The organism is Hyphomicrobium sp. CS1GBMeth3 (assembly GCF_900117455.1).
Classification (GTDB): Bacteria; Pseudomonadota; Alphaproteobacteria; order Rhizobiales; family Hyphomicrobiaceae; genus Hyphomicrobium_C.
In genome coordinates this window covers 824,288-850,272 of the sequence record NZ_FPHO01000002.1, presented here as the reverse complement: position 1 = coordinate 850,272, position 25,985 = coordinate 824,288, and the positions used below count along the sequence as shown (strand labels likewise).

At 65.5% G+C, this 25,985-nt stretch carries 20 protein-coding genes; 6 read left to right on the top strand and 14 right to left on the bottom strand.

What is annotated here, in order from left to right; translation table 11 throughout:
• Positions 1–213: 213 nt before the first annotated feature.
• Positions 214–2,091 carry a hypothetical protein gene (locus CS1GBM3_RS04070; RefSeq protein ID WP_072391753.1) on the top strand — a complete coding sequence of 626 codons (1,878 nt, stop codon included), beginning with the start codon at positions 214–216 and terminating at the stop codon, positions 2,089–2,091.
• Between the two features lie 98 nt (positions 2,092–2,189).
• Here the strand turns inward: CS1GBM3_RS04070 and CS1GBM3_RS04065 are convergent, their stop codons facing one another.
• The 3 genes from CS1GBM3_RS04065 to thiS are packed head-to-tail and all read right to left on the bottom strand — an operon-like array spanning position 2,190 to position 3,914.
• Positions 2,190–2,810, bottom strand: a complete 621-nt coding sequence (locus CS1GBM3_RS04065) for a thiamine phosphate synthase (RefSeq protein ID WP_072391750.1) — start codon at positions 2,808–2,810, stop codon at positions 2,190–2,192.
• A 9-nt stretch (positions 2,811–2,819) separates the two neighbouring features.
• Complete coding sequence (locus tag CS1GBM3_RS04060; protein ID WP_072391747.1) at positions 2,820–3,671, bottom strand: thiazole synthase; 852 nt, start codon at positions 3,669–3,671, stop codon at positions 2,820–2,822.
• Between the two features lie 21 nt (positions 3,672–3,692).
• Positions 3,693–3,914: a sulfur carrier protein ThiS gene (thiS, locus tag CS1GBM3_RS04055; RefSeq protein ID WP_072393636.1), complete on the bottom strand. Its 222-nt coding sequence runs from the start codon at positions 3,912–3,914 to the stop codon at positions 3,693–3,695.
• Between the two features lie 323 nt (positions 3,915–4,237).
• Here thiS and CS1GBM3_RS04050 point away from each other — a divergent pair, with 323 nt between their 5' ends.
• The gene (locus CS1GBM3_RS04050) at positions 4,238–7,693 is read left to right on the top strand and encodes an acyl-[ACP]--phospholipid O-acyltransferase (RefSeq protein WP_072391744.1); all 3,456 of its coding nucleotides are present in this window, start codon (positions 4,238–4,240) and stop codon (positions 7,691–7,693) included.
• A gap of 90 nt (positions 7,694–7,783) precedes the next feature.
• On the opposite strand, the gene CS1GBM3_RS04045 is transcribed toward CS1GBM3_RS04050, so the two are convergent.
• The 9 genes from CS1GBM3_RS04045 to CS1GBM3_RS04005 form a co-directional block, all read right to left on the bottom strand.
• Complete coding sequence (locus CS1GBM3_RS04045; protein ID WP_072391741.1) at positions 7,784–8,545, bottom strand: SDR family NAD(P)-dependent oxidoreductase; 762 nt, start codon at positions 8,543–8,545, stop codon at positions 7,784–7,786.
• Between the two features lie 192 nt (positions 8,546–8,737).
• Positions 8,738–10,174 carry an amidophosphoribosyltransferase gene (gene purF, locus CS1GBM3_RS04040; RefSeq protein WP_244534547.1) on the bottom strand — a complete coding sequence of 479 codons (1,437 nt, stop codon included), beginning with the start codon at positions 10,172–10,174 and terminating at the stop codon, positions 8,738–8,740.
• Positions 10,175–10,429: 255 nt separating this feature from the next.
• Positions 10,430–10,987: a CvpA family protein gene (locus CS1GBM3_RS04035; protein ID WP_072391734.1), complete on the bottom strand. Its 558-nt coding sequence runs from the start codon at positions 10,985–10,987 to the stop codon at positions 10,430–10,432.
• A gap of 58 nt (positions 10,988–11,045) precedes the next feature.
• A complete protein-coding gene (gene radA, locus CS1GBM3_RS04030) occupies positions 11,046–12,425 on the bottom strand; it encodes a DNA repair protein RadA (protein WP_072391731.1) in 1,380 nt (459 codons plus the stop codon).
• Entirely contained in the window at positions 12,426–13,553 is a 1,128-nt protein-coding gene (gene alr / locus CS1GBM3_RS04025) for an alanine racemase (RefSeq protein WP_072391728.1), read from the bottom strand.
• A gap of 42 nt (positions 13,554–13,595) precedes the next feature.
• The gene (locus CS1GBM3_RS04020; RefSeq protein ID WP_072391725.1) at positions 13,596–15,110 is read right to left on the bottom strand and encodes a replicative DNA helicase; all 1,515 of its coding nucleotides are present in this window, start codon (positions 15,108–15,110) and stop codon (positions 13,596–13,598) included.
• 145 nt (positions 15,111–15,255) lie between these two features.
• Positions 15,256–16,068, bottom strand: a complete 813-nt coding sequence (locus CS1GBM3_RS04015) for a DUF4846 domain-containing protein (RefSeq protein ID WP_083567032.1) — start codon at positions 16,066–16,068, stop codon at positions 15,256–15,258.
• Positions 16,069–16,816: 748 nt separating this feature from the next.
• Positions 16,817–18,223 carry a type I glutamate--ammonia ligase gene (gene glnA, locus CS1GBM3_RS04010; RefSeq protein WP_072391722.1) on the bottom strand — a complete coding sequence of 469 codons (1,407 nt, stop codon included), beginning with the start codon at positions 18,221–18,223 and terminating at the stop codon, positions 16,817–16,819.
• A 48-nt stretch (positions 18,224–18,271) separates the two neighbouring features.
• Positions 18,272–18,610, bottom strand: a complete 339-nt coding sequence (locus tag CS1GBM3_RS04005; protein WP_072391719.1) for a P-II family nitrogen regulator — start codon at positions 18,608–18,610, stop codon at positions 18,272–18,274.
• A 351-nt stretch (positions 18,611–18,961) separates the two neighbouring features.
• Between CS1GBM3_RS04005 and CS1GBM3_RS04000 the strand changes: the two genes are divergently transcribed.
• Positions 18,962–20,479 (top strand): NAD(P)H-hydrate dehydratase, encoded by a 1,518-nt coding sequence (locus CS1GBM3_RS04000; protein WP_280172757.1) that lies wholly within the window; start codon positions 18,962–18,964, stop codon positions 20,477–20,479.
• On the opposite strand, the gene CS1GBM3_RS03995 is transcribed toward CS1GBM3_RS04000, so the two are convergent.
• Positions 20,476–21,057 (bottom strand): thioesterase family protein, encoded by a 582-nt coding sequence (locus CS1GBM3_RS03995; protein WP_072391716.1) that lies wholly within the window; start codon positions 21,055–21,057, stop codon positions 20,476–20,478. The genes CS1GBM3_RS04000 and CS1GBM3_RS03995 overlap by 4 nt on opposite strands.
• Positions 21,058–21,224: 167 nt before the next feature.
• On the opposite strand from CS1GBM3_RS03995, the gene CS1GBM3_RS03990 reads away from it, so the two are divergent.
• The 3 genes from CS1GBM3_RS03990 (at position 21,225) to CS1GBM3_RS03980 (ending at position 24,543) form a co-directional block, all read left to right on the top strand.
• Positions 21,225–22,898: a tetratricopeptide repeat protein gene (locus CS1GBM3_RS03990; protein ID WP_072391713.1), complete on the top strand. Its 1,674-nt coding sequence runs from the start codon at positions 21,225–21,227 to the stop codon at positions 22,896–22,898.
• 154 nt (positions 22,899–23,052) lie between these two features.
• The gene (locus CS1GBM3_RS03985) at positions 23,053–23,493 is read left to right on the top strand and encodes a L,D-transpeptidase (RefSeq protein ID WP_072393628.1); all 441 of its coding nucleotides are present in this window, start codon (positions 23,053–23,055) and stop codon (positions 23,491–23,493) included.
• Between the two features lie 87 nt (positions 23,494–23,580).
• Positions 23,581–24,543: a L,D-transpeptidase gene (locus CS1GBM3_RS03980; protein WP_244534546.1), complete on the top strand. Its 963-nt coding sequence runs from the start codon at positions 23,581–23,583 to the stop codon at positions 24,541–24,543.
• A 19-nt stretch (positions 24,544–24,562) separates the two neighbouring features.
• Here CS1GBM3_RS03980 and CS1GBM3_RS19230 read toward each other — a convergent pair whose 3' ends face one another.
• Positions 24,563–25,969 (bottom strand): EipA family protein, encoded by a 1,407-nt coding sequence (locus CS1GBM3_RS19230; protein ID WP_244534545.1) that lies wholly within the window; start codon positions 25,967–25,969, stop codon positions 24,563–24,565.
• Positions 25,970–25,985 lie beyond the last annotated feature (16 nt).

Genomic DNA, 25,985 nt, shown 5'->3' with positions numbered 1-25,985 from the left:
GCGAAACCTCGAAGGCCGCGTGTTACGCGGGGAACATCCCGCGGCGCGCGTTTGGACCATGAAGACGCGGGAGATCCGCGGGGCGCACCCAAGCGCCTCCGCATCCCGCCAATCCACCGTATAGCGACAATCCATCCGATACCTGCCCAAATCCGCAACGCACCCGGCCGCCACCTTTTGCGCGGCGGCAGCACTCACTGAGGAGACAAGGAAATGCGCGCCCTAGCCCTGGGCTTCATGCTGGCAACTGGTGCCGGCGCATTGGCGACCGGATACCTCGCCGTGCCGCCGGCGGCCGCCGAATACACGCTCGACACGAGCAGGCTCGCGCGCACGGAAGGTTCCAAAATCACCTTCTCAAGTCCGTCCACTACGATTTACACGGCGCCGGACTCCGTTCCTGCCACGGCCGATGCGGTCGCAAAGTTGCTCGCCGCCTCGGGCTGGCAGCATTACGAAGATCCTTTCTCTGCCAGCGCGCAAAACCCCCAGCTTTCGATCAAGACCTTCAAGAAGGACCGCCAGGGCCTCACCGTGTTCGTCACCCTTGCACCGGCCCAGGGCAATGCAACGAGCGTGTCGTACACGGCTAACGCCATCGTCGACGATCTGCCTTTTCTGAAAGACGCCTCCGAGATCAGGTTCGCGCCTGACCGGCCGTATCTGTCCCTTGTCACGGCAGTGCCGCTCGAGTCGTCGCTGACGTTCTTCCACGACGAGCTGGTAGCACGCGGCTGGGCGCCCTGGTCGCGCGTGGCTAACCGCAAGTTCGAGGCCGGCGAGGACATCGCCGAAGCGAACGATCGCGGCAAGTTTGCGTTCTTCGTCCGGGAGAACCACCGCCCGATCATGCTGATGCTGCAGCGTCGGGACGACGGCCGCCTCGATGCCCGGATCGAGGGTGTGTCCGAGGATCTTCTCACCGCGCTCAACAAAAAAGAGGAGCCGGTTGCAGAAGCCGCTGTATCAGAGCCTGAAGCCGAGCACACTGTGACTCCCGGCCCGGACGCATTCGATACTCTGGCAGGGGAAATTCTTGATCAGGTGCGAAAGGCGACCGAAGGGGCGCTTGCAGATCTGAACAGGCCGGCGGCAAAGGCAGGGGATCCGTCGCCCGCCTCCATCGTAGCTCTGGAGGAAGCGCACGACGGCTCCACGCCATTGCCGCTTCCCGCAACGGCCGAGGCGGTCGACTTCGATGGCAGCCGCGGCGAGCTAGAGTTTGAGAGCGCTTCGGACGTGAAGTCCCTCGCCCAGTTCTACCGCGGCGTGCTGCAGCGCGACGGCTGGAAGCCTGAGCGCTCGGCGATCGACAAGGACAACATGGTCGTGTTGCGCTTTGCCAAGGACAAGCGCGACGTCTCCGTCACCGTCATGAAGTTCGGCAACAGGACGCGTGTCAGTGCGTCCGGCTCGGGGCTCGTTACCCGTTTGGAGGATGCCGAGAGTGCCGTGATCGAGGTTGCAACCCTCGCGGAGCCCGACGCCGCCCTGCAAACCGAGCTCATGGTCGAGGACAGGGCGGGACTGCCGATCCCCGCTCCGCACTCGATCAGCGGCAGCGAGAAGAGCCTTTTCCGCCTCTCCGTGAACGCAAGCGTGCCGGCTTCCGTTGAAACGGTTCTCGCCTTCTATCGCCGCGAGTTGGCTGGGCTCGGCTGGAACGAGCAGGCCGGCGCGTCCGTGACCAAAGATCGGGCCGAGATCGCTTATCTCTCGCCGGAGGGCCCAGCCGTTCTGACTCTTGCGCACCGCAACGGCGAGACGGTGTCCTCACTGACGCTGCGCAAGCAGAACGACGCGCAAAAGGCCGGAATGTTACCCGGCAAGGGCCAGGTCAAGCTGTTGATCGGCAACACGCTGGACAAGGAGGCCACGCTGACGATCGGCAAGAGGAAGGTGAAGATCGCGGCCGGAAGCGGCGCGGAGAAACCCGACGGTCCGACGCTTGAGGTCGCGCCCGGCAAGCAGACCATCTTGCTCCATGTGTCCGGCGAACCATCTCAGAGCGAGGAAGTGGAAGTCGCGGCCGGCGATATCTGGGGGTTGGTCATCGGGCCCGGCGGGGTGCTCGCCTTGCAGATGTACTAGGAGTGTTTCCGGATGCGGGGGATCAGGCAATCTGATCCCCCAATCCGGGAAAAGGGCACGAGCGGAAGCCGACGATAAGCGCGACCGCCGCACCCCAATCAGGCGCGGACGGTCGCCGCCCAGTCGAGCCAAAGGCGAACCCGCGCTTCGGGGTGAGGCGCCGTCATGAAGTCGGTGATGACGGCGACGCTGTCGGCGCCGGCGGCAATGACCGGCCCCGCGCGATCGGGCGTGATGCCTCCGATCGCGACCAGCGGCAACGTCCCGATGCGCGCTCTCCAGGCACCGATCTTCTCGAGTCCCTGCGGCGCCCATTTCATCGCCTTGAGCTTAGTCTCATAGATCGGACCGAGCGCGACGTAGTAGGGACCGGCGCTAAGCGCCGTCTCGAGCTCCTCGTCGCTGTGCGTCGAGATGCCGACCGCGATGCCCGCCCGCTTGATGGCCGCCAGATCCGCAGCGGCAAGATCCTCCTGGCCGAGATGAAGCTCCGTCGCGCCGAGGTCGATGGCCGCCTGCCAGTAGTCGTTGACGATCAGGCGACAACCCGCGCGGCGCGCGATCTCCAGCGCGGTGGCGATCTCGCGGCGCGCCTCATCCTCGCTTTTATCCTTGATGCGGAGCTGCAGCGTGCGCACCCCGAGCGGCACGAGGCGAACAACCCACGCCGCGCTCGGCACAATCGGATAGAAGACGTCGGGTGCGCCGATAGCGGTCATGGAAGGGCCTCAGCGGGTGCCGGAACGCGGCGCATCGAGATCGAAGAACGGCGTGCCGGCAACGGGCGTCGACGGGCGTGCCCGATCGCTCTGCTCGATCAGCCCGGCTTCGTAAGCAGCTCGCCCCGCGTCGATGGCTGCCGCAAAGGCCGCCGCCATGCGCACCGGGTCGTGCGCCTTCGCAACTGCCGTGTTGAGCAGAACCGCGTCGTAGCCCATCTCCATGGCCATAGCCGCATGCGACGGCGCGCCGATGCCAGCGTCGATGACTAGCGGCAGGTCGGGAAAGTAGGCGCGCAGCGTCGCGAGTGCGTGCGGATTGGCAAGCCCGCGCCCCGTGCCGATCGGCGAGCCCCACGGCATCAACACGCGGCAGCCGGCTGCGACGAGCCGCTCCGCAACCGAGAGATCCTCGGTCATGTACGGAAACACCTTGAAGCCGCGCCTGGTCAGCTCCTCCGCCGCTTCGACAAGACCGAACAGCTCCGGTTGCAGCGTGTCGTCGTTGGCGATGACCTCGAGCTTGATCCAGTCGGTCTCGAGCAGCTCGCGCGCCATCTCGGCGGTCGTGATTGCTTCCTTGGCCGTGCGGCAGCCCGCAGTGTTGGGCAACAGCCGCACCGGCAAATTGCGGATGAGATCGAGGAAGCGCTGGCCGTTGCGCCCGCGCGCCTGCTCGCGCCGGAGCGATACGGTGACGATGCCCGCGCGTGCGGCCCGCACGGCGTCGCTCATGATCTGCGGCGACGGATAGAGCGCGGTGCCGAGCAGCAGACGCGACGCGACGCTCTCGCCGTAGAAGGTGACCTGCGTCGGCGAAGGATCGTGCGGCAGCGGCCGCAAGGGCTCGGTCTGGTTCATGGCTGGTTCGTATTCCTCGCCTCAGCCGCCCTGCCGGGCGGAGAGGATCTCGACGCGATCGCCGTCGGCAAGGCGCACCTCAACGCGCGCCCGTGCGGCGACGAAATCTCCATTGACGGCTGTCGCCACCTTGACGTCCGCAAACCCCTCCTCGACGAGAAGGGCAGCCAGCGTCTCGGCGCCGCTCGTGAGGCAGCGTCCGTTGACTGTGATCTCGCGGTGCCGGGTCGTCGTGGTAACCATGCCTGCCATCGTATCGTTATGCTCGCCCTTGACGTAGGGAGACGCGGCGCGCCATGCCAGTCGTCATCGTACCGCTTCCGAGCCTCAACATCCGCCCGCGGGCCGGGGGTGTCAATGAAGCAGCCTAACCCGATGCGGGGTCTCGGATTCGCCGGCTCGCCTATGCAACCCGTTGGCTTTTTGGCGACGCTGCCGTTTACTGCACTGCCTCGCGCCATGTTCTTCCCCGCAAAGGGCCGCTGTTTCACCATCATCGGGCCCGACCCTCGGCCTTACTTCTCCTCGATGGGCCGCCGTCGCCCGCATTGCCAGAGACCCGATACATGTTTCAAGCGCTGATCACGAGCCGCCGCTTCGCACCGCTGTTTTGGTGCCAGTTCCTATCCGCGCTCAACGACAACTTCGTCAAGAACGCGCTCGTGATCTTGATCCTGTTCAAGGTCGGATCGGAGCAGGGCGGCGTACTTGTGGCGTTGGCAGGCGCCGTGCTGGTGGCGCCGTTCTTCATTCTGTCCGGCATCGGTGGCGAGCTCGCTGACCGTTACGACAAGGCCGTAGTGGCCGAGAAGCTGAAGCGCGCCGAGATCCCTGTCGCCATCATCGCCGCAGTTGGCTTCGTTCTGAACTCCGTTGGGGTACTGTTCGTCGCGCTCGGCCTCTACGGTGTCATCGCCGCCCTGTTCGGTCCCATCAAGTACGGCATCCTGCCGGCCCTGCTGGAGCCGCGCGAGCTGCCGGCTGGGAACGCCTTCGTCGAGAGCGCGACCTTCGCCGCCATCCTGGTCGGAACCATCGGCGGCGGGCTCGCGGCGGGGAACGGAGGCGGTGAGTGGATCCTGGCCGGCCTCGTGGTCGGCCTCGCGGGCCTGTGCTGGCTCTCCGCCTCGTTGATCCCGAAGATGGGCGCGGCCGCACCAAGCCTCGCCATCGACTTCAATCCCTGGACGTCGACCGTCGCGCTGCTGCGCCATCTGCGCAGCGAGCGTCGGCTTTGGATCGGCGGCCTCATCGTCTCGTGGTTCTGGCTCGTCGGCATGGTCGCGCTGTCGCTGTTGCCGGTGCTGATCAAGGACAAGATGGGCGGCGGCGAAAGCGTCACCATCCTGGCGCTCGTCACCTTCACCATCGGCATTGCCGTCGGATCCGCGCTCGCCGCGCGTGCGAGCAAGACGCGGCCCAATTTGGCGCTTGTGCCGATCGGCGCGCTGCTGATGGGCCTCTTCGCGCTCGACCTCGCCTGGACGGCCTCCCGGATAGTGACGTCGCCTGAGGTGCTGACCGTCGGCGCAATGCTCGCGAGCATGACGGGTTGGCGCGTGATCATCGATCTCGCGGGCCTTGCCATCGCCGGCGGCCTCTACATCGTGCCCGCATTCGCTGCCGTGCAGCTCTGGGCGCCGGTTACCGAGCGCGCGCGCACCATCGGCGCCTGCAACGTGCTCTCGGCCCTGTTCATGACCGCGGGAAGCCTCGGCGTCGCGCTTCTACAGTGGAACGGCGTCGGCCTCGTCATGCTGCTCGCGCTGCTCGGCATCGGCAATCTCGCCGCCATGGCGCTGATCCTCGCTGCCTGGGGCAAAGAGGGCGTGCAGGACGTCGGCGCCTTCCTGTTCAAGACCTTCATGGGCCTCGAGGTTAAGGGCTACGAGAAACTGCCACCGCCCGGCACGCGCACCATCATCGCGCCGAACCACGTGAGCCTGCTCGACGCGCCGATCCTGCATTCGATCCTGCCGTCTCACGCCGCGTTCGCCATCGACACCGGCATGGCGCAGAAGAGCTGGATCAAGCCGTTCCTCAAGGTCGTTAAAGCGCACAGCATCGATCCGACGCGCCCGCTCGGCATGCGTCACCTGATCCAGACCGTGAAAGGCGGAGAGACGCTGGTCATCTTTCCCGAAGGACGTCTCACCGTCACCGGCGGTCTGATGAAAGTCTACGACGGCACGGCCATGATCGCCGACAAGGCGGATGCGGTCATCGTGCCGGTGCGCATCGACGGACCCGAGCGCTCCTATTTCGGCTATCTCAACCGTTTCCAATGCAAGAAGACGCTGTTCCCGAAGACGCGCGTCACCATCCTGCCGCCGGTGAAGCTGCCGGTGCCCGAAGGTCTCAAGGGCAAGGCGCGCCGCCAGGCGGCCGGCATGGCACTGCAGGATCTGATGGTCGAGACTGCGGTGCGTACCGCGAACCTCGATCAGACGCTGTTTTCCGCACTCGTCGAGGCGAAGGCGACGCGTGACACGGGCAAGCCCATTATCGAGGATCCGCTCGGGAGCGGGCTTTCCTATCGCAAGCTCATCCTCGGCGCGCAGGTGCTGGGCGCCAAGCTGGCTCCGTTGGCACTTGAGGGCGAAGCCGTCGGCGTCATGCTGCCGAACTCGGCCGGCGTCGCCGTGACGTTCTTCGCGCTGCAGTCCATCGGCCGCGTGCCGGCGATGCTGAACTTCACGGCTGGCCCGCAGAACATCGATGCGGCCTGCACGGCCGCGAAAGTCAGTGTCGTGCTGACGAGCCGCGTGTTCGTCGAGAAGGCGCATCTCGAAGCTGTCGTCGACAAGCTCTCAGCGAGCCGTCGCGTCGTCTATCTCGAGGACGTCCGCGCCTCCATCGCCTTCGCCGACAAGATGCGCGGCCTTTTGGTCGGCACGCGCGCTCAGGCCGAGCGGGAGCCGGACGATCCGGCGGCGATCCTGTTCACGTCGGGTTCGGAAGGGCTGCCGAAGGGCGTCGTGCTCTCGCATCGGAACCTGCTGGCCAACGCCACGCAGAGCCTGACACGCGTTGCCGTGAACGGCCAGGACAAGCTGTTCAACGTGCTGCCCGTGTTCCACTCCTTCGGGCTCACGGCCGGCCTCATCATGCCGCTCGTAGGCGGCGTGCCCGTCTATCTCTATCCGACGCCGCTGCACTACCGCATCGTGCCTGAGCTCGTGTACGGCTCCAACGCCACGATCCTGTTCGGCACCGACACTTTCCTCAACGGCTACGCGCGCACCGCGCACCCTTATGACTTTGCGCGCGTGCGCCTGATCCTGTCCGGCGCCGAGGCGGTCAAGGAGCGCACGCGGCAGATCTACATGGAGAAGTTCGGCGTGCGCATTCTGGAAGGCTACGGCGTCACCGAGACGGCGCCCGTGCTCGCCATCAACACGCCCCTCGCCAACAAGTCGGGCACCGTCGGCCGCCTCTCGCCGCTGATGGAGGCACGCCTCGAGCCGGTGCCAGGCATCGAGGACGGCGGGCGTCTTTACGTGCGCGGGCCCAACGTGATGCTCGGCTATCTGAGGGCGGACAACCCCGGCGTCCTGGAGCCGCCGGTCGATGGTTGGCACGATACGGGCGATATCGTCTCGATCGACAACCAGGGCTTCATCACCATCAAGGGCCGCGCCAAGCGCTTCGCCAAGATCGCGGGCGAGATGGTGTCGCTGTCGGCCGTGGAAGCCCTCGCCGCGGAGCTATGGTCGACGAGCCCGAGCGTCGTTGTGGCGCTTCCCGACGCGCGCAAGGGCGAGCGCCTGGTTTTGATGACGACCGACGCCAAAGTCACCCGTGACGCGTTCTCGCGTTTCGCCCGCCAGAAGGGCGCCAGCGAGCTGATGGTGCCCGCCGACATCCTCGTTGTGCAAAGCCTGCCATTGCTCGGCAGCGGCAAGCCAGACTATGTCGCATCCCTCGCACTCGCCAAGGAGAAGGTCGCCGCCGCACCGCGCAAGGTCGAAGCGCTCGTACCGGAAACCGCCGTGCCCGGCGGCCCGCCGCCTGTCGCGTGAATGTCTTTCCTCGACCTCTTCCCGATGGGGAGAGGTCGGAACGATCGCACGATCGTTCCGGGTGAGGGGGCGCTGAGCGCTGGAAGAACTCTAGGCGTCGTTGCTCGCGGCCAGCGCCGCCGTTGCAGCCTCACCACCAGGGTTGAAGCGAACGAGCCGACCGCTTTCGGTCGTGGTCGGCAGCAGCAACGGCAAAGCGAATTCCGCGACCTTCGACGGTTCAACGAGCTTGCTCTTGTCCTCGCCTGGGAACGCCTTGGCGCGCAGTCCCGTCCGCATGGGACCCGGGTCAAGCAGATTGACGCGCACGGGCGTGTTTGCGAGCTCCTGACCATAGCTTTTGACCAGCGCCTCGAGCCCGGCCTTCGACACTGCATACGGACCCCAGTAGGCGAGATCGCCGCGTGCCGCGCTCGCCGTGACGAACAGCGCGCGACCAGCCTCGGACCGCTTCAGGAGCGGATCGAGCGTGCGGATCAGCCGCCAATTGGCGGAGAGATTGATGTCGAGCACGCTCTGCCAGGCGTCGGCGCTGATATGCGGCAGCGGTGACAGCGGGCCCAGGATGCCACCGGCCGCGACAAGGATGTCGAGCTTCTCCCACCGCTGAAAAAGCACGGGCCCGAGCTGGTCGATGCGTTCGTGCGCGCGCAGGTCAAGTTTCAGAATGGTGGCATGGCCGCCGTTCGCACGGATCTCGTCGTCGAGCTCTTCCAGTGCGCCAACGGTGCGCGCACAGATGACGACGTGCGCTCCTTCGCGCGCGAGCGCCAACGCGAAGGCCCGACCGAGCCCGCGCGAGGCTCCGGTGACGAGTGCGAGGCGATCCTTGAAACGGGAGGGGGCTGCCATGGCGGCCTTTCTAGGCTCTTTGTGAACGGCAGTGTTAGCGCGGTTCCCCCCGCGGGAGAAGTGCCGCCTCTCGGCTTAGTTTCCGGAGGGATAGCGCCAGGAATTATATGCAATTCATGAGGCTGGCGGGGAGTAGCGGGCGCGCTCCCCGTGGAAGGGGCCGGTAGTCAATCGGGAAGACGAGGCTCGGCGCTAGCCCACCTCGGCCAAGAGCGAGAGCTGGCGCGTGCCGGCCTGACCGTTCTGATCCGTAAGCTCGGTCGGATACTCGCCGGTGAAGCAGTGGTCGGTGAATTGTGGCGCCATCGCATCGCGCCCGTCGTAACCGACAGCACGATAGATGCCGTCCACCGACAGGAACGCCAGGCTGTCGGCGCCCATGAACGCCCGCATGCCCTCGAGGTCGTAGTTGGCCGCGAGCAGCGACGTCTTGCTCGGCGTATCGATGCCGTAAAAGTCCGAGTGCGTGATGGGCGGTGAGGAGATGCGCATGTGCACCTCGCGTGCGCCCGCTTCATACATGAGCTGCACGATCTTCTTCGACGTCGTGCCGCGCACAACGCTGTCGTCGATCAGCACGATGCGCTTACCGCGGATGACGCCCGCATTCGCCGAATGCTTGAGCTTGACGCCGAGCGCGCGGATCTGCTGCTCGGGCTCGATGAACGTGCGCCCCACGTAGTGATTGCGGATGATGCCAAGCTCGAACGGCAGCCCGGATTCGCGTGCGTAGCCGATCGCGGCGGGAACTCCCGAGTCAGGGATAGGCACAACGACATCGGCATCGGCCGGCGCCTCGCGCGCGAGCTGCCCGCCCATCTGCTGGCGCACGTCATAGACCGAGCGCCCGCCAACGATGCTGTCGGGACGCGCGAAGTAGATGTACTCGAAGATGCAGGGGCGCGCCGGACGGCGCGGGAAGGGACGGTGGCTCTCGAGACCCTCCGAGGTGATGACCACCACCTCGCCGTTCTCGACCTCGCGCACGAACTCGGCGCCGACGATATCCAGCGCACACGTCTCCGACGCGAGCACGTAGCCGTCACCGAGACGGCCGATCACGAGCGGGCGGATGCCGACCGGATCGCGGGCGCCGATCAGCATGTCGTTGGTCAGCGCGACGAGCGCCCAGGCGCCCTCGATCTGGCGGATTGCTTCGACGAAGCGCTCGACGATGCGGCGCTTCTTTGAGCGGGAAACGAGATGAAGGATGACCTCGGTATCCGAGGTGGACGGAAAGATGGCGCCCGAGTTGATCAACTCCTGGCGCAGCGTCAGCGCGTTGGTGAGGTTGCCGTTGTGGGCGACCGCAAAGCCGCCGGTATCGATGTCGGCGTACAGCGGCTGGACGTTCTTGAGTGCAGGCTCTCCGGTGGTCGAATAGCGGTTGTGCCCGACCGCCATGGAACCCTTGAGTCGGCGGATGACGTCGGCCTCGTTGAAGTTGTCGCCGACGAGACCGAGCCGCCGCTCGGAGTGAAACTGCTTGCCGTCGTAGGTGACGATGCCCGCCGCCTCCTGGCCGCGGTGCTGCAGCGCATGCAATCCGAGGGCGGTCAGCGCCGCGGCGTCGGGGTGCCCAAAAACACCGAAGACCCCGCATTCCTCGCGGAGTCTGTCGTCGCCCATCCTAGATAGGCCAAAATCCGGAAACGGATCGCACCCGGCTCCGGGTACGTGATCGTGCGCCATGGCTGCCTCCCGCTAAAGCATCCGCCGCAAACTGGCTGCAACGGCCGCGCGCCGCACGCTTTCGGGCCCTGCCCTGCCGTCGCATGCGCGGAATATATGCTAATCGCGAGGGCGTTAAAGAGCTTTGTTGCCGCTGTCGCAGATCTGTCGCGGACTATGGCGCTGCAGGCGCAGCGTCAATGCCTGCCAAGCTTATTGAGCCGGGGGCTCAACCTCGGCCGGAGCCGACGGCTGCGACAGGCTGGTCGGCATGTAAGTCTCGAGGATTCCTCGGATCACATGGCCGGTGTCGCGGATATACGGCGTGGACAGACCATCTCGCACCCACGGCAGGTGATTCTGCTCGTCCGGGACAAAAGAGGCGTAGAACATGTACGGGATGACGACCAGCAGGAAGCCGCGGGCAAGCCCGAACAGGAAGCCCAGGATGCGATCAATCATACCGACACTGCTATCCAGAATCACATCCGACAGCCGGGCCGTGATGAGGTGCACGATAATGAGCACGATCAGGAAGATGACGGCGCCGATGGCGATCTGAGCAACCGCCACCTGGGTGCCGAGCTGGGCGGCCATGTCCTCGGCCACCTTCTTGTAATTCAAGACGAAATAGAGAGTCGCGCCGGCAGCCGCCACCCACGACAGGATGGACAGCAGCTCGCGGGTAAGCCCGCGATACATGGCCAGGATCGCCGAGATGAAGCAGACCGCGATCACCGCGGCGTCGAGATAGGTCAGCGGCCCGATCATGGGTCTCGGCTCCTCAGCTCCTGGAAGTGCATCGTATCCTGAGAGTTGTCCCCACCGTTCAGTCGCATGCGGCGAGGCCCGCCGCAAGCTCCTTAAGGTGCGAAATCCGCCGCAGCGTGAGGCGCGCGCCCTCGGCGCTAGCCTCGCCGCCAGCGGGAATCACGGCGTCTGTAAACCCTAGCTTGGCGGCCTCCTTGAGGCGCAAACCCATATGCGGGGATGCCCGCACGGCGCCCGAGAGGGAGATCTCGCCGAAATGGATCTGCTTGGGATCGAGCGCCCGGTTTGCGAGCGAGGCGAGAAGGGCAGCCGCCGCCGCCAGATCCGCCGCCGGCTCGACGATGCGCAGGCCGCCCGCCACATTGAGGTAAACGTCGTGATTGGAGAACGAGACCCCGCAGCGGGCTTCGAGTACGGCGATCAGCATGGCGAGCCGGCTCTGCTCCCATCCGACCACCGCACGCCGCGGCACGCCGAGCCCCGACGGCGCCACGAGCGCCTGGATCTCGACCAGGATCGGGCGCGTGCCTTCGATGCCGGCGAACACCGCTGTACCGGGTGCCTTGGCATCGCGCTCGCCGAGGAACAGCTCGGATGGGTTCGCCACCTCGCGCAGGCCCGCACCTACCATCTCGAACACGCCGATCTCGTCGGTGGCGCCGAAACGGTTCTTGGTCGCGCGCAGGATGCGATAAGCGTGGCCGCGATCGCCCTCGAAGGTGAGCACGGTATCGACGACGTGCTCGACGGCCTTCGGTCCCGCGATCTGTCCTTCCTTGGTCACGTGTCCGACGAGCAGCAGCGCCGAGCCCGCCTGCTTGGCGTAGCGGACCAGCGATTGCGTGGCCGCCCGAACCTGGCTGACGGATCCCGGCGCCGCTTCAAGCGCGTCCGACCACAGCGTCTGAATGGAATCGACGACGACGAGATCGGCCTTCGGCCCTTCGCCGAGTGTCGCGAGGATGTTGGCGAGGCTGGTCTCCGAGGCAAGTGCCACCGGCGCATCGGCGAGCCCGAGCCGCGCCGCGCGCAGACGCACCTGCGCCGTCGCCTCCTCGCCCGAGAAGTAGACAGCCCGGCGTCCCGCGCGCGCGAGCGCCGCGGCAAGCTGCAGGAGCAGCGTCGATTTGCCGATGCCGGGCTCCCCTGAGATCAGCAGCACCGACCCCGGTACGACACCGCCGCCTGTCACGCGGTCGAGCTCCGGCATGCCGGTCGTGAAGCGCGGCGCCTCTTGCGGCGCACCCGCGAGCGTCTCGAGCTTGAGCGCGCGTCCCTTGCTGGCGCCGGCGAGACCGGAACCGGGCGGCGCAGCTGCCGCCGTCAATTCCTCGACGATCGTATTCCAGTCGCCGCAGGAGACGCACTTGCCCGACCAGCGTGCCGAAACGGCCCCGCAGCTCTGGCAGACGAACTGGGATTTGGCGGCCTTGGCCATCTAGCACGCACCTCCGCCCGTATGGCGGCGTACGAAGCGCGTCCCGAGCCGCGTCAGCACCTCGTAGCCAATAGTGCCGGCGGTGCGCCCCATGGCCTCGATGGTGAGCCCCGGTCCGATCAGCGTCGCGAGATCGCCGCGATGAACCTCACCCGGAACGTCGGTGATGTCGACCGTGATGAGATCCATCGAGACACGCCCGACCACGGGCGCCTTCTGGCCGCCGATCGTGACCACGCCGCCCTTGCGCCCCGACGCACCGCTGAGTGCGCGCGCGAAGCCGTCGGCATAGCCCGCTGCGACGATGGCAAGTCGTGTCGGACGTGTCGCCTGCCACGTCGCCGAATACCCAACGCTGTCTCCGGCCCTGAGTGTGCGCACCTGCAGAACGCGCGCCTTGACGGTGACGACAGGTGAAACCGGCGTCGGCTCGCTGCGGAAGGCCTGTCCGCCGTAAAGGGCGTAGCCCGGCCGTACCAAGTCGTAGTGAAACGCCGAGCCGAGCATCAAACCGTCGGATGCGGCGAGGCTGGCCGGCAGCGCCGGCAGCAGCGCGCGACGCCGGTTGAAGGCGGTACGCTGTTTGGCGTTATGCGGGTGAGCCGGATCGTCGGCGCAGGCGAGATGGCTCATGACGAGGCGCAGATCGAGCGCGTCCAGAAGGTTCGGCTCGTTGACGAGCGTCTTGATCTCATCGAGCGCCAGGCCGAGACGATTGAGCCCGGAGTCGATCTGCAGCGCAGCCGGCAGGCGACGCGAAAGATGCCGCGCCTCGCTCGCCCATTCCCGAACCTCCGCAAGGCTCGCGAGTACCGGCGCCACGTCGGCGGCGACGAGCAGCGGCGCGGCTCCGGGAAAAAGTCCGTCGAGTGCGAACACACGCGCCTTGGGCGCAAGCAGGCGCGCGCCGCGCGCCTCCTCGGGTGTGGCGACGAAGAACGTGCGACAGCCGGCGAGCTCAAGCGCCGGGATCACCTCCGCTGCGCCGAGGCCGTAGGCGTCGGCCTTGACCACAGCCGCGCACTCCGCCGGCGCCACGCGCTCGGCCAGCGCGCGCCAGTTCGCCTGCAGCGCGTCGAGATCGACGGTGATGATGCCGGTTGCGTCGGGTGGGAGCTTAAGAGGCATGCCTCACCCGTCGCCCAATCCAGCGCCATGCGCGGTTGAGCTTCACTCGTAGCGCTCGGGCATCTGATACTCGCGCGCGAGGTTGCCGAAGCGCGTGAACTGGTTCTCGAACGCGAGCTGCACGGTGCCCACGGGACCATGGCGCTGCTTGCCGATGATCACCTCGGCCTTGCCGCTCACCGCCATCATCTGCGTCTGCCAATCGTTGAACTCCGGCGTGCCTTCGCGCGGCTTCTGCCGCTCGACGTAGTATTCCTCACGGAACACGAACATGACAACGTCGGCGTCCTGCTCGATCGAGCCCGATTCACGCAGGTCCGAAAGCTGCGGACGCTTGTCCTCGCGCTGTTCCACCTGACGCGAAAGCTGCGACAGCGCCAGGATCGGCACGGCGAGCTCTTTCGCCAGCGCCTTCAAGCCGGTGGTGATCTCGGTGATTTCCTGCACGCGATTGTCGCCGCGCTTGGACGAGCCGGACAGCAACTGCAGGTAGTCCACGACCAGAAGATCGAGCCCCTTCTGCCGCTTGAGCTTGCGCGCGCGCGCCGCGAGCTGCGCGATGGAGATGCCGCCCGTCTGGTCGATATAGAGTGGAGAGCGGCTCATCTCCTGTGCAACCGCCGAGAGCTTGCGGAACTCGTCCTCGTTGATCATGCCGCGGCGGATGCGCTCGGACGCAAGCTCGGCCTGCTCCGAAAGAATACGCGTCGCGAGCTGCTCGGCGCTCATTTCGAGCGAGAAGAAGCCGACGATACCGCCGTTCACGGTTTTGTCCGTGCCGTCTGGCTGGCGCTCGGCCCGATAGGCCTTTGCGATGTTGTAGGCGATGTTGGTCGCGAGGGCCGTCTTACCCATCGAGGGACGGCCGGCGAGGATGATCAGATCGGATGACTGCAGGCCGCCCATCTTGTTGTCGAGATCGTTGAGCCCCGTCGACAGACCCGACAAATGACCGTCGCGCTGGTAGGCCGCGTTCGCCATGTCGATCGCGTGCGTCAGTGCGTTGCCGAAGCTCATGAAGCCCTGGCCGTACTTGCCGCGCTCGGCGAGGCCATAGAGACGGCTCTCGGCTTCCTGGATCTGGCTCTCGGGCGGAAAATCGATCGGCGCATCGTAGGCCGAGTTGACGATATCCTCGCCGAGCGTGATGAGCTGGCGACGCACGGCAAGATCGTAGATCGTGCGCCCGTAGTCCTCGGCATTGATGATCGTCGTGGCGCTGGTGGCGAGGCGCCCGAGATACTGCGGTACGGTAAGGTGCGCATCGATCGGCTCGGCCGCGTCGAAGAAGGTCTTGAGCGTGATCGGTGTCGCCTGCTTGCCCGCCTGGATCATCTTGCCGGCGATCTCGTAGATCTGCCCGTGCAAGGGATCGAAGAAATGCAGCGGCTCGAGGAACGCCGAGACGCGATCCAGGGCCTCGTTGTTGATCAGGATCGCGCCAAGCAGCGCCTGCTCGGCTTCGATGTTGTGCGGCGCCTCGCGGAACTGCCCGGGTTCGGCAGCGGAGGCGGCTTCGCGGAGGGTATCGGATTGGAGGAGTGCGGTGCTGGTCATGGGCCGCACACTAATCCGGACCGACGAGTCGCTGGGAGCCAGAAGCAAAGCTTCCCCCGTTACCCACATGAGCAAAAGTTGCCGCTTGTGTGCGGCCGAATCGAACGCCGTTCCAAAAGCCGCATCTGCAACTTTGCTGGCGCGGTCAGGGCCAGCGGCGCAGCGCCGTGCTTTTGAACGTCCATTCGGGCGTCACGAGCTGATCGCCGCTCGGGATCGCGTACCAGGGCGCGCCGTTTTGGGCCGCCGGGTTCTTGAGGATGTGCATGTCCTGGGCGGGCATATAGCTCTGCAGCAGCAGGAAGCGCTTCTCGCCCGTCGTCTCGTGCTCGACTACGTCTGCGACGAGCACCGCGTGCCCCGGAAAGCCGCCCTTGATGAACACGTCGCCGATGGCCAGCGCCTCGGGCGCCACCGGCTTCAGCTCGCGCTCGAGCGAATAGGTGCCGGCATACGCAAACACCAGATCCATATACTTCCGCAGGCCCGCATGATCTTTGCGTTTGGCGCTTGCGAACCGCATGCGCTTGCCGTTCGTGTTGTTGAAGGCGATCTCCCGATCGCGGCGCGCGCTGAACAACCATTCGGCACGCAGCCGCATGATGGCATCAGCACACTGCTGCAGGTCGCGCTTGCCGATGTCGATATCGATCACGGCCACATGCACATCTTGGCGGAACTTCTGGTTGCCGGTATGTGTGAGCACCGGCGTCCCCGCCGGGCGCATGGGAAGTCCACGCAACCAGGCGGCGAACGAGCCGGCCGGCTCCGGCTTGCGCACGAAGCCCGCCGGCGGCGGAATGCGATCGGCGAGCGTTGCGGTCGGCGCGGCGCCGGCGGCAAGCCAGCCGTAAGGCGCACGCGCATGCGCCAGCGGCGCTGCAGCTGATGCCAGCGCGAACGCCGAGAGAAGGACGACGACGGTTCTACGGGCGACGGGCAGGAAGCGATAGGTCATGCCAGTCTGGCTGGCACGCAATCGTGGCGCCGCCGCGACGAAATAGAAAACGAGCCCGCCGGCGGAGGCTGCCGATGCGGGCTCGCGAGACTACGGTCGAGGACCATCGTTACTCAAGGCAGAGGCAAGTCCATCGCTTCGGGTCGCGGGATCGCCAAGCGGCGTCCAACCAAGTCGATCGGGACTTCAGATCTGCCGTCTCTTGTCCTAGCCGTTGCTCCTGTCTCGTGAAATCTCCGGATACCCTGCATCTCGGCTGCGCATGGGCTTCGCGTCAGTGCCATGTCGGGAGAGCTGGCGCTCCCGCTCTCCGATCCGACGGCGGCCGATCTCTGGCTCCACCGCGCACAGGGGACGTCTCAACTATTCACTTCGGACGCTTTGCGCACGAAGCGGGTTAAGGTCCAAGGATCGGGTGCACACTTACGCGCCCACGGCGCCAATAGCGCTCAAGGCTCTGAGATTTCACGTCGAGTGTTCAGGTTGTCTGAGTGCCGCTTGCCGAAACCCTATTCGCCTATTGTGCGCAATCAGGTGCAAGCAGCCTCGGCTGATCCGGTGGTCCCATTTTCTTAGACCTCCTTTCAGAATATGTATGAAGTCTGCGCCTGCGCAGGCGACGTGTCAATTCACGAAGTATGCGCAACACGAGCACACCCCCGTAGCGTTGCAGTCAAAGCGCTTGCAGCGGCGCATGAAAAAAGCCCGGCATCGCTGCCGGGCTTTCGTTGTGTGCATCTGAGATTGATCAGACCGAGTAATACATGTCGTACTCGACCGGATGCGGCGTAATCTCGTAGCGAAGGTTCTCCGCCATGCGCAGCTCGATGTACGAGTCGATCATATCGTCGGTCATGACACCGCCGGCCTTGAGGAACCCGCGATCGCTGTCGAGCGAGGTTAGCGCTTCGCGCAGGCTGCCCGACACGGTCGGGATCTGCGCCAGCTCTGCGGGCGGCAGATCGTAGAGGTTCTTGTCCATCGGGTCGCCCGGATGGATCTTGTTCTGGATGCCGTCGAGACCTGCCATCAGCATAGCGGTGAAGGCGAGATACGGATTGGCGGCCGGATCCGGGAAGCGGATCTCGATGCGCTTCGCCTTCGGGCTCGTCACGATCGGAATGCGGCAGGAGGCCGAGCGGTTGCGCGCCGAGTAGGCGAGCAGCACCGGTGCCTCGTAGCCCGGCACCAGACGCTTGTAGGAGTTGGTGGTCGGGTTGGTGAAGGCGTTGATGGCCTTCGCGTGCTTCAGGATGCCGCCGATGTAGTAGAGGCAGGTATCCGAGAGGTCGGAGTATTTGTTGCCGGCGAACACCGGCTCGCCGCCCTTCCAGATCGACTGATGCACGTGCATGCCCGAGCCGTTGTCGCCGAAGACGGGCTTCGGCATGAAGGTTGCGGTCTTGCCGTAGGCCTGCGCGACCTGATGCACGACGTACTTGTAGATCTGCAGATGGTCGGCGACCGTGATGATGGGCGCGAACTTGAGCCCAAGCTCATGCTGGGCCGCGGCGACCTCGTGGTGATGCTTTTCGACGCTTACGCCCATCTCGGCGAGCACCGAGAGCATTTCCGAGCGGATATCCTGAGCGGAATCGACCGGTGGCACGGGGAAGTAGCCGCCCTTCGTGCGCGGACGGTGGCCGAGGTTGCCGAGTTCGTACTCGGTGGCGGAGTTGGTGGGCAGCTCCGAGCTGTCGACCTTGAAGCCGGTGTTATAGGGCTCGGCCGAGAATTTGACGTCGTCGAACAGGAAGAACTCGGCTTCCGGACCGAAGAACACGCGGTCGCCGATGCCGAGAGAAGCCATGTACGCCTCGGCTTTCTTGGCGATCGAGCGCGGGTCGCGCTCGTAGGGCTGGCCGGTCAGCGGCTCGATGACATCGCAGAAGATCGCGAGCGTGGTCTGCGCAAAGAACGGATCGATGTGTGCCGAGGCCGGATCCGGCTTCAGGAACATGTCCGAGCTCTCGATGCCCTTCCAGCCGGCGATCGACGAGCCGTCGAATGCGTAGCCTTCGAAAGTATCCTCATCAACGCACGAGACGTCTGCGGTGACGTGCTGCACCTTGCCTTTGGTGTCCGTGAAGCGCAGATCGACGAACTTTACGTCCTTGTCCTTGATCAACTTCAGGACATCACTGACCGTTGTCATAAAACACTCCCCTATTATGGAACTACGTCACTGCCTCGGCGGCGTAGGTTAGATGGCTTCAGCGCCGGTTTCGCCCGTGCGGATGCGGATGGCTTCCTCGATGGTCGAGATGAAGATCTTTCCGTCACCGATGCGTCCGGTCTTCGCAGCCTTCTGGATGGCCTCGACGGCTTTGTCGAGCATGTCGTCGCCGAGCACCACCTCGATTTTCACCTTCGGCAGGAAGTCGACCACGTACTCGGCCCCCCGATAGAGCTCGGTATGGCCCTTTTGACGGCCAAAGCCTTTCGCCTCGATCACGGTGATGCCCTGCAGGCCGATTTCCTGGAGAGCCTCTTTCACCTCGTCGAGCTTGAAGGGCTTGATAATGGCTTCGATTTTTTTCATGCGGCCCCTGACCTCCAGCCTCCTGCAGTCCTAAACACAGTCGATGTGCCGGACGGCCCATCGGGTAGCACGGGATATGCCAACTCGTTTGTCTTAATGTATAGCCTTATCAATCAGGGGGTTAGAGTGCTGTTGCCCTATTGATAGGCATTTTCTGGTATGCGAGGCGCCTAAAAAATCATCTCTTTGTATATAATTTATGCACATCAACGCAGAGCCCACCGCACACGATGGCCAAGGCGCCATGCCCCCAGTATAGCCTCTGAAAGATGTTTGAGCGACGCTCGGAGCGAGGCGGCGAAGCCGAGATCCGGTTGCGGAACGCCGGGCGCATTGAGCGGGAGTTGTACGTTGGCGAACGAGACGGTCTGGTTGGAGGGCGGCCATGAGCTTTTGACGCCCGCCGAGATGGGAAAGGCCGACCGCTTGGCTGTCACCCATGGCGCCAAAAGCCTCGATCTCATGGAAGCGGCGGGGCAGGCCATCGCGGAGATCGTCCGCAACCGTCTGAAGCCCGGATCGCGCATCGCCGTCCTGTGCGGGCCCGGCAACAATGGCGGTGACGGGTTCGTTGCCGCACGCCTGCTCAAGCGCGCAAGCTATGACGTGCGCCTCTTCCTTCTCGGCGAGAAGGCCGACCTCAAGGGGGACGCTGCCGAGATGGCGCGCCGCTTCGACGGACCGGTGCGCAAGCTCGATCCCTTTCAGCTCGAAAGCCTGCACCTGATCATCGATGGCTTGTTCGGCGCCGGCCTGTCGCGGCCGATCGACGGCATCGCGGCCGAGATAATCGCCGCCGTCAATGACTTGAAGACGCCGGTCCTGGCCATCGACGTCCCGAGCGGGCTCGATGGCGCGACCGGCGCGGCGCTGGGGCCGGTGCTCCAGGCGAACGAGACGGTGACGTTCTTCCGCCGAAAGCCGGGCCATCTCTTGTTTCCGGGACGCGCCCTCTGCGGCACGGTTCATGTGGCCGACATCGGCATCCCAGCGAGCGTGCTCCCCGAGATCGGCGTCACCACGTTTGCCAACGGGCCGGCGTTGTGGCGCACCGCGCTGCGCTGGCCGCAGCACGGCGGACACAAATACGCGCGCGGTCATGCGCTCGTCGTCTCGGGACCGGCGCATGCGACCGGCGCGGCGCGGCTCGGTGCGCGCGGCGCGCTGCGTGCGGGCGCCGGATTGGTGACGGTGGCGAGCCCGTTCGATGCCGTCGACGTCAATGCCGCGCATCTGACCGCGATCATGCTGAAGCCCTTCGAAGGCCCAGAGGGCCTCACCGAGATTCTGACGGATAAGCGCAAGAACGCCGTGCTGGTCGGCCCCGGCGGAGGCGTAGGGGAGGCCATGTGCCGGCTCGTCGAGGCAGTGTTGCGGTCGCCCGCCGCCGCCGTTCTCGATGCCGACGCGCTGACCTCGTTTGCCGGAGATCTCGAGCGCTTGCAGCGCGCCATCGGCGGAAGTGGCAAACGGCGTGTCGTGCTGACGCCCCATGACGGCGAGTTCGCGCGCCTGTTCGGCGACGTGCCGGGCTCGCGGCTCGACCGTGCGCGCCATGGCGCGGCCGTGAGCGGCGCCGTCGTGCTGCTCAAGGGCGCCGACACGGTCATCGCCGCTCCGGACGGGCGCGCCGCCATCAATGCCAACGCGCCGCCGTGGCTCGCGACCGCGGGCTCCGGCGACGTGCTCGGCGGCTTCATCACGGGGCTTCTGGCGCAAGGCGTACCGGCATTTGAAGCGGCGGCCGCAGCCGCGTGGCTGCACGGCGAGGTCGCAAGCGACTTCGGACCAGGCCTGATCGCCGAGGATTTGCCGGACCACCTGCCGCGCGTGCTCGCGCACCTGCAGGATGGGGTTCAATCCCTCTAGAAGTTTTCGTCCGAGTCCGGACTGCGCGTGCGGCTCGCCTCGCGCATGGCGCCGTCGGCCGCGAGAAACGCCTCGGTCTCGGCCGACGGCGGCGGACTGTCGCCGGAAACGCCGACTAATCGCATAAGCTCCGCCATCGGCACATAGCGGCGCGCCTTGCGGTCGTAGAGGCCGCCCTTGACCAGCGCACGCGCCGCCGTTTGCCCTTTGTGAGCCCCATCCGCGAACACGAAGGTTTGCGCGATCAGCACGCTATCCGCACCCCACGCGACGACGCGCGTTTCAAGCCGATAGCGCGCAAAGGAGCGAAGCTCGCGCCGGAATCGGATCAACACCGCGCTGGCAACCGGCGTCCAGCCGTGCTGCCACACGGCCCTCCCGAGCGGACTGCGTAAGAGCAGGTCCAAGCGCCCGAGATCCATGATCGCGAGGTAGCGCCCGTTGTTCATGTGCAGGCTGATGTCGAGATCATTCAACAGCACGCGCAACGTCAGCTCCGAGGCGTCGCCCGGCAATTCGAGGCGCGGGCGGAAGCGGGATGTCACAAACAACCAGATGAGGCGCAGCCAGAGGTTCATCGCGTCGGAAAGCCCTGCGTATATCCGCGCCTCACGCGCCGCCACCGGCGTCCGCAAACCTCGCCCGGCCACAATCCGCCGTTATTGACCCGCAAGCCAGATTCAGGGGAAGATTCGGCGCCGTCGCCAGTCTACCATGGCGATCCCGTGAGTGGCCAAGAGGCTCAATGACCCGTCTGCGTTCCGTCCGTTCTGTCCCCGCCGGGATCGCTCTTGCGCTCGCGCTTCAGGCCGCGTGCGCGCGCACGCCGGCGCACGCGGCGCCGTCGGAGCCTGCTCAGATCGCGGAGGAGGGGGCTGGCGCGCTGGTGCGCGGTGAAGCCCAGGCCGCGGTGCTGAACTATACAGAGGCCCTCAAGGATCCGGCTCTGTCGAACGACCGGCGCGCCGCCATCCTGAACGATCGCGGCGTCGCCAACATCAAGCTCGGCCAGACACGGCAAGCCTTCGAGGACTTCAATCTCGCCGCGCAACTCTTCCCGGAGTTCGCCGCCGTCTACAACAACCGAGGCAATCTCTTGCTGTCCCTCGGTCTGCCGCAGGAGGCGATCAAGGACTTTGACCGCGCGCTCGTGCTCGCGCCGGGCTACGCCGCTGCCTATAACAACCGCGCCGGCGCCTACATGCGCCTCGGCCATGTCGATGATGCGATCCAGGATTACACGCACTCGGTGAGGCTTCTGCCATCCAATCCCGCTCCGCTCAGCGGCCGTGGCCTTGCCCACCTTTCGCGCCAACGCCCGCACGCGGCCATCCGCGATTTTTCGCGCGCCGTGAAGGCCGACGCGCGCTTCGCTGCGGGCTATCGCAACATGGCCGAGGCCAAGCTCGCGGTCGAGAATTACGACGAGGCGATCGAGGACCTTTCGCGCTCCATCGCCTTCGACGTCAACCACGCCGAGAGCTACGTGCTGCGCGGGCGCGCCTACCTCGCGATGCGCAACACGGCGTCTGCCATCAAGGACTTCACCAAGGCGACGGAGCTCGATCCCAAGAACGCTGATGCCTTCGCCGAGCGGGGCTTCGCGCACGTGCTCGTCGAGGCCGTCGACGAGGCGTTCGGCGATCTCAACAAAGCCATCGAGGTCGACCCGCGCTCCGGCCTCGCCTTCGCCTATCGTGCGTATGCCTATAAGCAGAACGACCAGATCGACGTTGCGCTGCGCGACGTCGAAGTCGCACAGAAGCTTAGCCCCGAGGCTCCGGAAGTCTATTGGGTGAAGGCCGAGATCGAGGAGGCCCAGGGCCAGACCCAGCAGGCCATCGCCGATCTCAAGAAGGCGCAGAGCCTCCGGCCGGGCTATCGCGACGCGCGTGACTCGCTTGCCCGCCTCGGCGCAGCGCCTTCGCAAACTCTGGAGACGGAAGTCGCGGGCGCCGGCATCGAAACCTGGCGCGTCGTCGCCAGAGGGCCCGAGTTCTTCGCCGTAGACGATCGCTATCCGCGGCTTTCGGTCCCGCTCGAGATGATGGGCGAGGGTGAGCCCAAGCTGCTCGAGTGGCAGCTGAAGCGGGAGCCGTTCACCGGCATCGGCACGCTGCGTTTTTCCGCCGGCAAGGTCGCCGGACGCCGTGGGCCGGAGGCCACCGAGTTCATCGCCGTGCTCGATCTCGAAACCAGCAAGGTGATCACCATCGCGCCCCACAAGCAGGGCGACAAGACCGCCAAGTGGACGTGGGAAAGCGGTAAGGTCACGGTGGCAAGTGTCGACGGCGTGACGGATGAGGTGGACTTGCGCATCAGCCGCACCAAGGAAGTTGCCGGATCGGGCGGTTACTCGGCACCGCCGAAGCGCGTAAAGAGGAAGCCGAAGACGCTGTTCGAGCTCCTCTTCAACTGAGGAAATGCCTCGGTCCCAACCCCCGAGGGGTTCGCCGCGCAACACTCTTATAACGGATATATGCTTCATGAGGCTGGGCCCGGCGTGCTTCCAGCAATGGGAAGCACGCCCAATCCATCCGGGCCCGCGCTTTTCGATTGTCTGGAGTTACGAGATGCGCCCCGTCCTGTTTGCGCCCGTCCTGTTTGCGATTGCGCTCGCCATCGCCACGTCCATTGTCCCCGCTACAACTTATGCCAGCGTCCACGCCCCTATCAGCAAGAGCGGGCAGACGATGGATGTCTACGTCCGGGGCGTCCACTATTACAGCTGGCCCGTCTCGACGGGACGCGGCCGCTACGCAACGCCTTCGGGCACGTTCCGGCCGCAGCGCCTCGAGCGGCGCTGGTACTCGACCAAGTTCAACAACGCACCGATGCACTACGCCGTCTTCTACAGCGGCGGCTACGCCATCCACGCCACCGTCGAGACGCGCCACTTGGGGCGCCCGGCTTCGCACGGATGCGTGCGTCTCGCCCCGTCCCATGCCCGCAAATTCTTCTCTTTGGTCAGCTCGCACGGGCCTGGGAGCACGCGGATTACGATCACGCATTAGCCCATTAGTTGACCCGCCCATGCCAAATTTCGGCGTTAATCGTACAGGTTATCGGGTTGTGGTCACGCCTATCCCCGAGGTGCGGTGATGCGTTGGGACTTTGCGATACGGGCTGAAGCGCTGATTTCCCTTGTCATGGCGTTGCTCATGGCCGGATCGGCCGCAATGGCGGCCGGGAACGAGCCCGAGAACACGGGCGCCCAAAACGCGGTCCCGACGGTGACCGTCATCAACAAGGCGCCGGACGCAGCACCTGCCGCCGGGACCGAGCTCAAGGTCTCTCCCGCGCCGCAAAAACAGCCCGCGACCGCTCCAGCTCCGGTGAAGGGAGCAGACGCGCCGAAGGACGAGCCCGCGAAGCAGCCGGACACCAAGACCGCAGCAGACAAAGGTGATCCTCAGGCGAAGAAATCGGAGCCGGTGCCGCTGCCCGAGCCGACGCTCGCCATCGACATCGATCTCACGCGACAGATCATGACCGTGTCGGAGGAGGGCGAGAAGCGCCACACCTGGCGGATGTCCAGCGCCCGCTACGGCTACCGCACGCCGACTGGCACCTACCGCCCCACCTGGATGGCCAAGATGTGGTACTCGCGCCAGTACGACCTGGCGCCCATGCCGCATGCGATCTTCTTTCACAAGGGCGTGGCGATCCACGGCACATACGACACTGGCGCGCTGGGGCGCCCTGCTTCGCACGGATGCGTTCGCCTCGCGCCGAAAAATGCCGCTGCGCTCTACAAACTCGTGAGCAGCCACGGCAAGGACCGCACTGAGATCGTCGTCCACGGCAAGCCGGGCGGCTACATGGATGACGAGGTGGCCGACGCGCCGTCCTCGCGCGACCGCTATGGCGATGACTATTACGACGATGACTACGAGGAAACGCAACGGCTGCCGCGTAGCGCACGCGCGTACCGCTACTTGCCGCCGAACTATTACAGTCGCCGCTATGCCTATGACGATTACTATTATGATCGGCCGCGTCCGCGCCGCCGCTACGCGGCTCCGGCCCGCCCGCCGCGCTATCCCTACGGCTACGGCTTCTGACCCCGGGTCGCGTCAGACGTCAGAATGGGTTCCAGGTCGGTCGCGGCGAAAAGCGGACATAGCCGATGCTCGCGCCGATCCTGAGCCCGAGCCCCGAGCGGATCGGCGCCATGGTGACGTCGCCGCCCTGCAGCAGCGTCACGCCGACACCACCCACGAGATAGGCCGAGCCATCGACGCCGGTGAAGCGCCGGAACACGGCATCCGGCTCGTGTAGATTGTAGATTAGGAACAGCGTACGCGAGCCCGCGCCGCCAACATCGTAGCCGATCGAAGGACCGTGCCAGTAGACTTTCTGGCTGCCGCCCGAGCGCAGATACATTGTGCCTTCGCCGTACCGCAGGCCCGCCAGTATCGCGCCGCCGCCTTCGGTGCCGAGAACATATGCGGTTGGCCGCCCGGCCTTCTGGAACGTGTACTCGATGACGCTGGCAAGAGAGGTGGAAATGGTGCCGAAGAAGCCACGAGAGGCTTCTCGGATCTCGTCGATGCTGTAGCCCCCGCCTTCGGCGTCGAACGCTGCCCCTTCTTCCCCTTCGGCCGGCGGCAACTCGTATGGCGTGCCGGGCGGTGGGGCGTCGTAGTTGGGCGGCGGTGCATCGGCCTGCGGCTCGCGCACGATGGGCGGCGGAATGACGGCCTGCGCCGTGGTCGTGCTCCAGCTCGACGTGCGATCATCGTGGGTTGAGGGCTCTTCGGGCGCTGCGGCTTGCGGCGGCGGCTCAGGCGCAGGTGTCGGCTCCGTGACCGGCGGCGGAAAATCTTTCTGAGCCGGCTGCGTCCGGCGCAACGGCGACAGGTCAGGCAGCGGTTCGGCTTCGGCGACTTTCGGCTCGGCGGCCTTTGGCTCCGTGACTTTTGGTTCGGTGACCTCGGGCTCGACCGCCTTGGGCTCCGCGACTGGCGTCGTCGTCGGAGCCGGTTCGGGCTCGAGCTTTGCGACCTCCGCAGGCTTCGCGGGGCCGCTCCTGGCGATCTCGCGGTCGATCTTCTCGATGAGGTAGACAGACTTGGCGCGCATCACCGCCATCAGATCGCTTGAGGCCGTTTTGAGCTCGGAAAGGCTGGAACAGTCGGTGCTCGCTTCCTCGCCGCTCGTCTCCGGGCTGCCGAGCGAGTCGATCTTGCTCAAGAGCTCTCCGGCTTGGGCATCGTAAGCATCGAGTTGCGCGTCATGGACGAGCTTGAGCCCCTTCGTTTCGTAGTCGGCGTCTGTCCAGCCCTTGTTGTCGCGCAGTGCCTGCAGCTTTGCCCTGAGCTTGGGTTGCGTCTCGGCGCTGAAGGCACGCAGCTCCGCAGCCGACCCATCGACGGCATCGCCGAAGCTGTCGGCAGTGCAGGTCTCGGCACGGGCCGGGAGCGTTGCTAGCGCAAGCGCAAACGCGAGCCCCATGGAGGCCAGTCGGGCAATTCGGATCATGGTCATCGCAACTCACTCAAGC

What these genes read in the sequence shown, in the direction of transcription:
- CS1GBM3_RS04015 (WP_083567032.1), bottom strand. Translation starts at nt 16,068, where the DNA reads ATGACCTATCGCTTCCTGCCCGTCGCCCGTAGAACCGTCGTCGTCCTT.
- CS1GBM3_RS04045 (WP_072391741.1), bottom strand. Translation starts at nt 8,545, where the DNA reads ATGGCAGCCCCCTCCCGTTTCAAGGATCGCCTCGCACTCGTCACCGGA.
- CS1GBM3_RS04050 (WP_072391744.1), top strand. Translation starts at nt 4,238, where the DNA reads ATGTTTCAAGCGCTGATCACGAGCCGCCGCTTCGCACCGCTGTTTTGG.
- CS1GBM3_RS04020 (WP_072391725.1), bottom strand. Translation starts at nt 15,110, where the DNA reads ATGACCAGCACCGCACTCCTCCAATCCGATACCCTCCGCGAAGCCGCC.
- CS1GBM3_RS03980 (WP_244534546.1), top strand. Translation starts at nt 23,581, where the DNA reads ATGCGTTGGGACTTTGCGATACGGGCTGAAGCGCTGATTTCCCTTGTC.
- CS1GBM3_RS04005 (WP_072391719.1), bottom strand. Translation starts at nt 18,610, where the DNA reads ATGAAAAAAATCGAAGCCATTATCAAGCCCTTCAAGCTCGACGAGGTG.
- CS1GBM3_RS03990 (WP_072391713.1), top strand. Translation starts at nt 21,225, where the DNA reads ATGACCCGTCTGCGTTCCGTCCGTTCTGTCCCCGCCGGGATCGCTCTT.
- CS1GBM3_RS04065 (WP_072391750.1), bottom strand. Translation starts at nt 2,810, where the DNA reads ATGACCGCTATCGGCGCACCCGACGTCTTCTATCCGATTGTGCCGAGC.
- purF (WP_244534547.1), bottom strand. Translation starts at nt 10,174, where the DNA reads ATGGGCGACGACAGACTCCGCGAGGAATGCGGGGTCTTCGGTGTTTTT.
- thiS (WP_072393636.1), bottom strand. Translation starts at nt 3,914, where the DNA reads ATGGTTACCACGACGACCCGGCACCGCGAGATCACAGTCAACGGACGC.
- glnA (WP_072391722.1), bottom strand. Translation starts at nt 18,223, where the DNA reads ATGACAACGGTCAGTGATGTCCTGAAGTTGATCAAGGACAAGGACGTA.
- CS1GBM3_RS04070 (WP_072391753.1), top strand. Translation starts at nt 214, where the DNA reads ATGCGCGCCCTAGCCCTGGGCTTCATGCTGGCAACTGGTGCCGGCGCA.
- CS1GBM3_RS19230 (WP_244534545.1), bottom strand. Translation starts at nt 25,969, where the DNA reads ATGACCATGATCCGAATTGCCCGACTGGCCTCCATGGGGCTCGCGTTT.
- CS1GBM3_RS04060 (WP_072391747.1), bottom strand. Translation starts at nt 3,671, where the DNA reads ATGAACCAGACCGAGCCCTTGCGGCCGCTGCCGCACGATCCTTCGCCG.
- alr (WP_072391728.1), bottom strand. Translation starts at nt 13,553, where the DNA reads ATGCCTCTTAAGCTCCCACCCGACGCAACCGGCATCATCACCGTCGAT.
- CS1GBM3_RS04035 (WP_072391734.1), bottom strand. Translation starts at nt 10,987, where the DNA reads ATGATCGGGCCGCTGACCTATCTCGACGCCGCGGTGATCGCGGTCTGC.
- CS1GBM3_RS03995 (WP_072391716.1), bottom strand. Translation starts at nt 21,057, where the DNA reads ATGAACCTCTGGCTGCGCCTCATCTGGTTGTTTGTGACATCCCGCTTC.
- radA (WP_072391731.1), bottom strand. Translation starts at nt 12,425, where the DNA reads ATGGCCAAGGCCGCCAAATCCCAGTTCGTCTGCCAGAGCTGCGGGGCC.
- CS1GBM3_RS03985 (WP_072393628.1), top strand. Translation starts at nt 23,053, where the DNA reads ATGCGCCCCGTCCTGTTTGCGCCCGTCCTGTTTGCGATTGCGCTCGCC.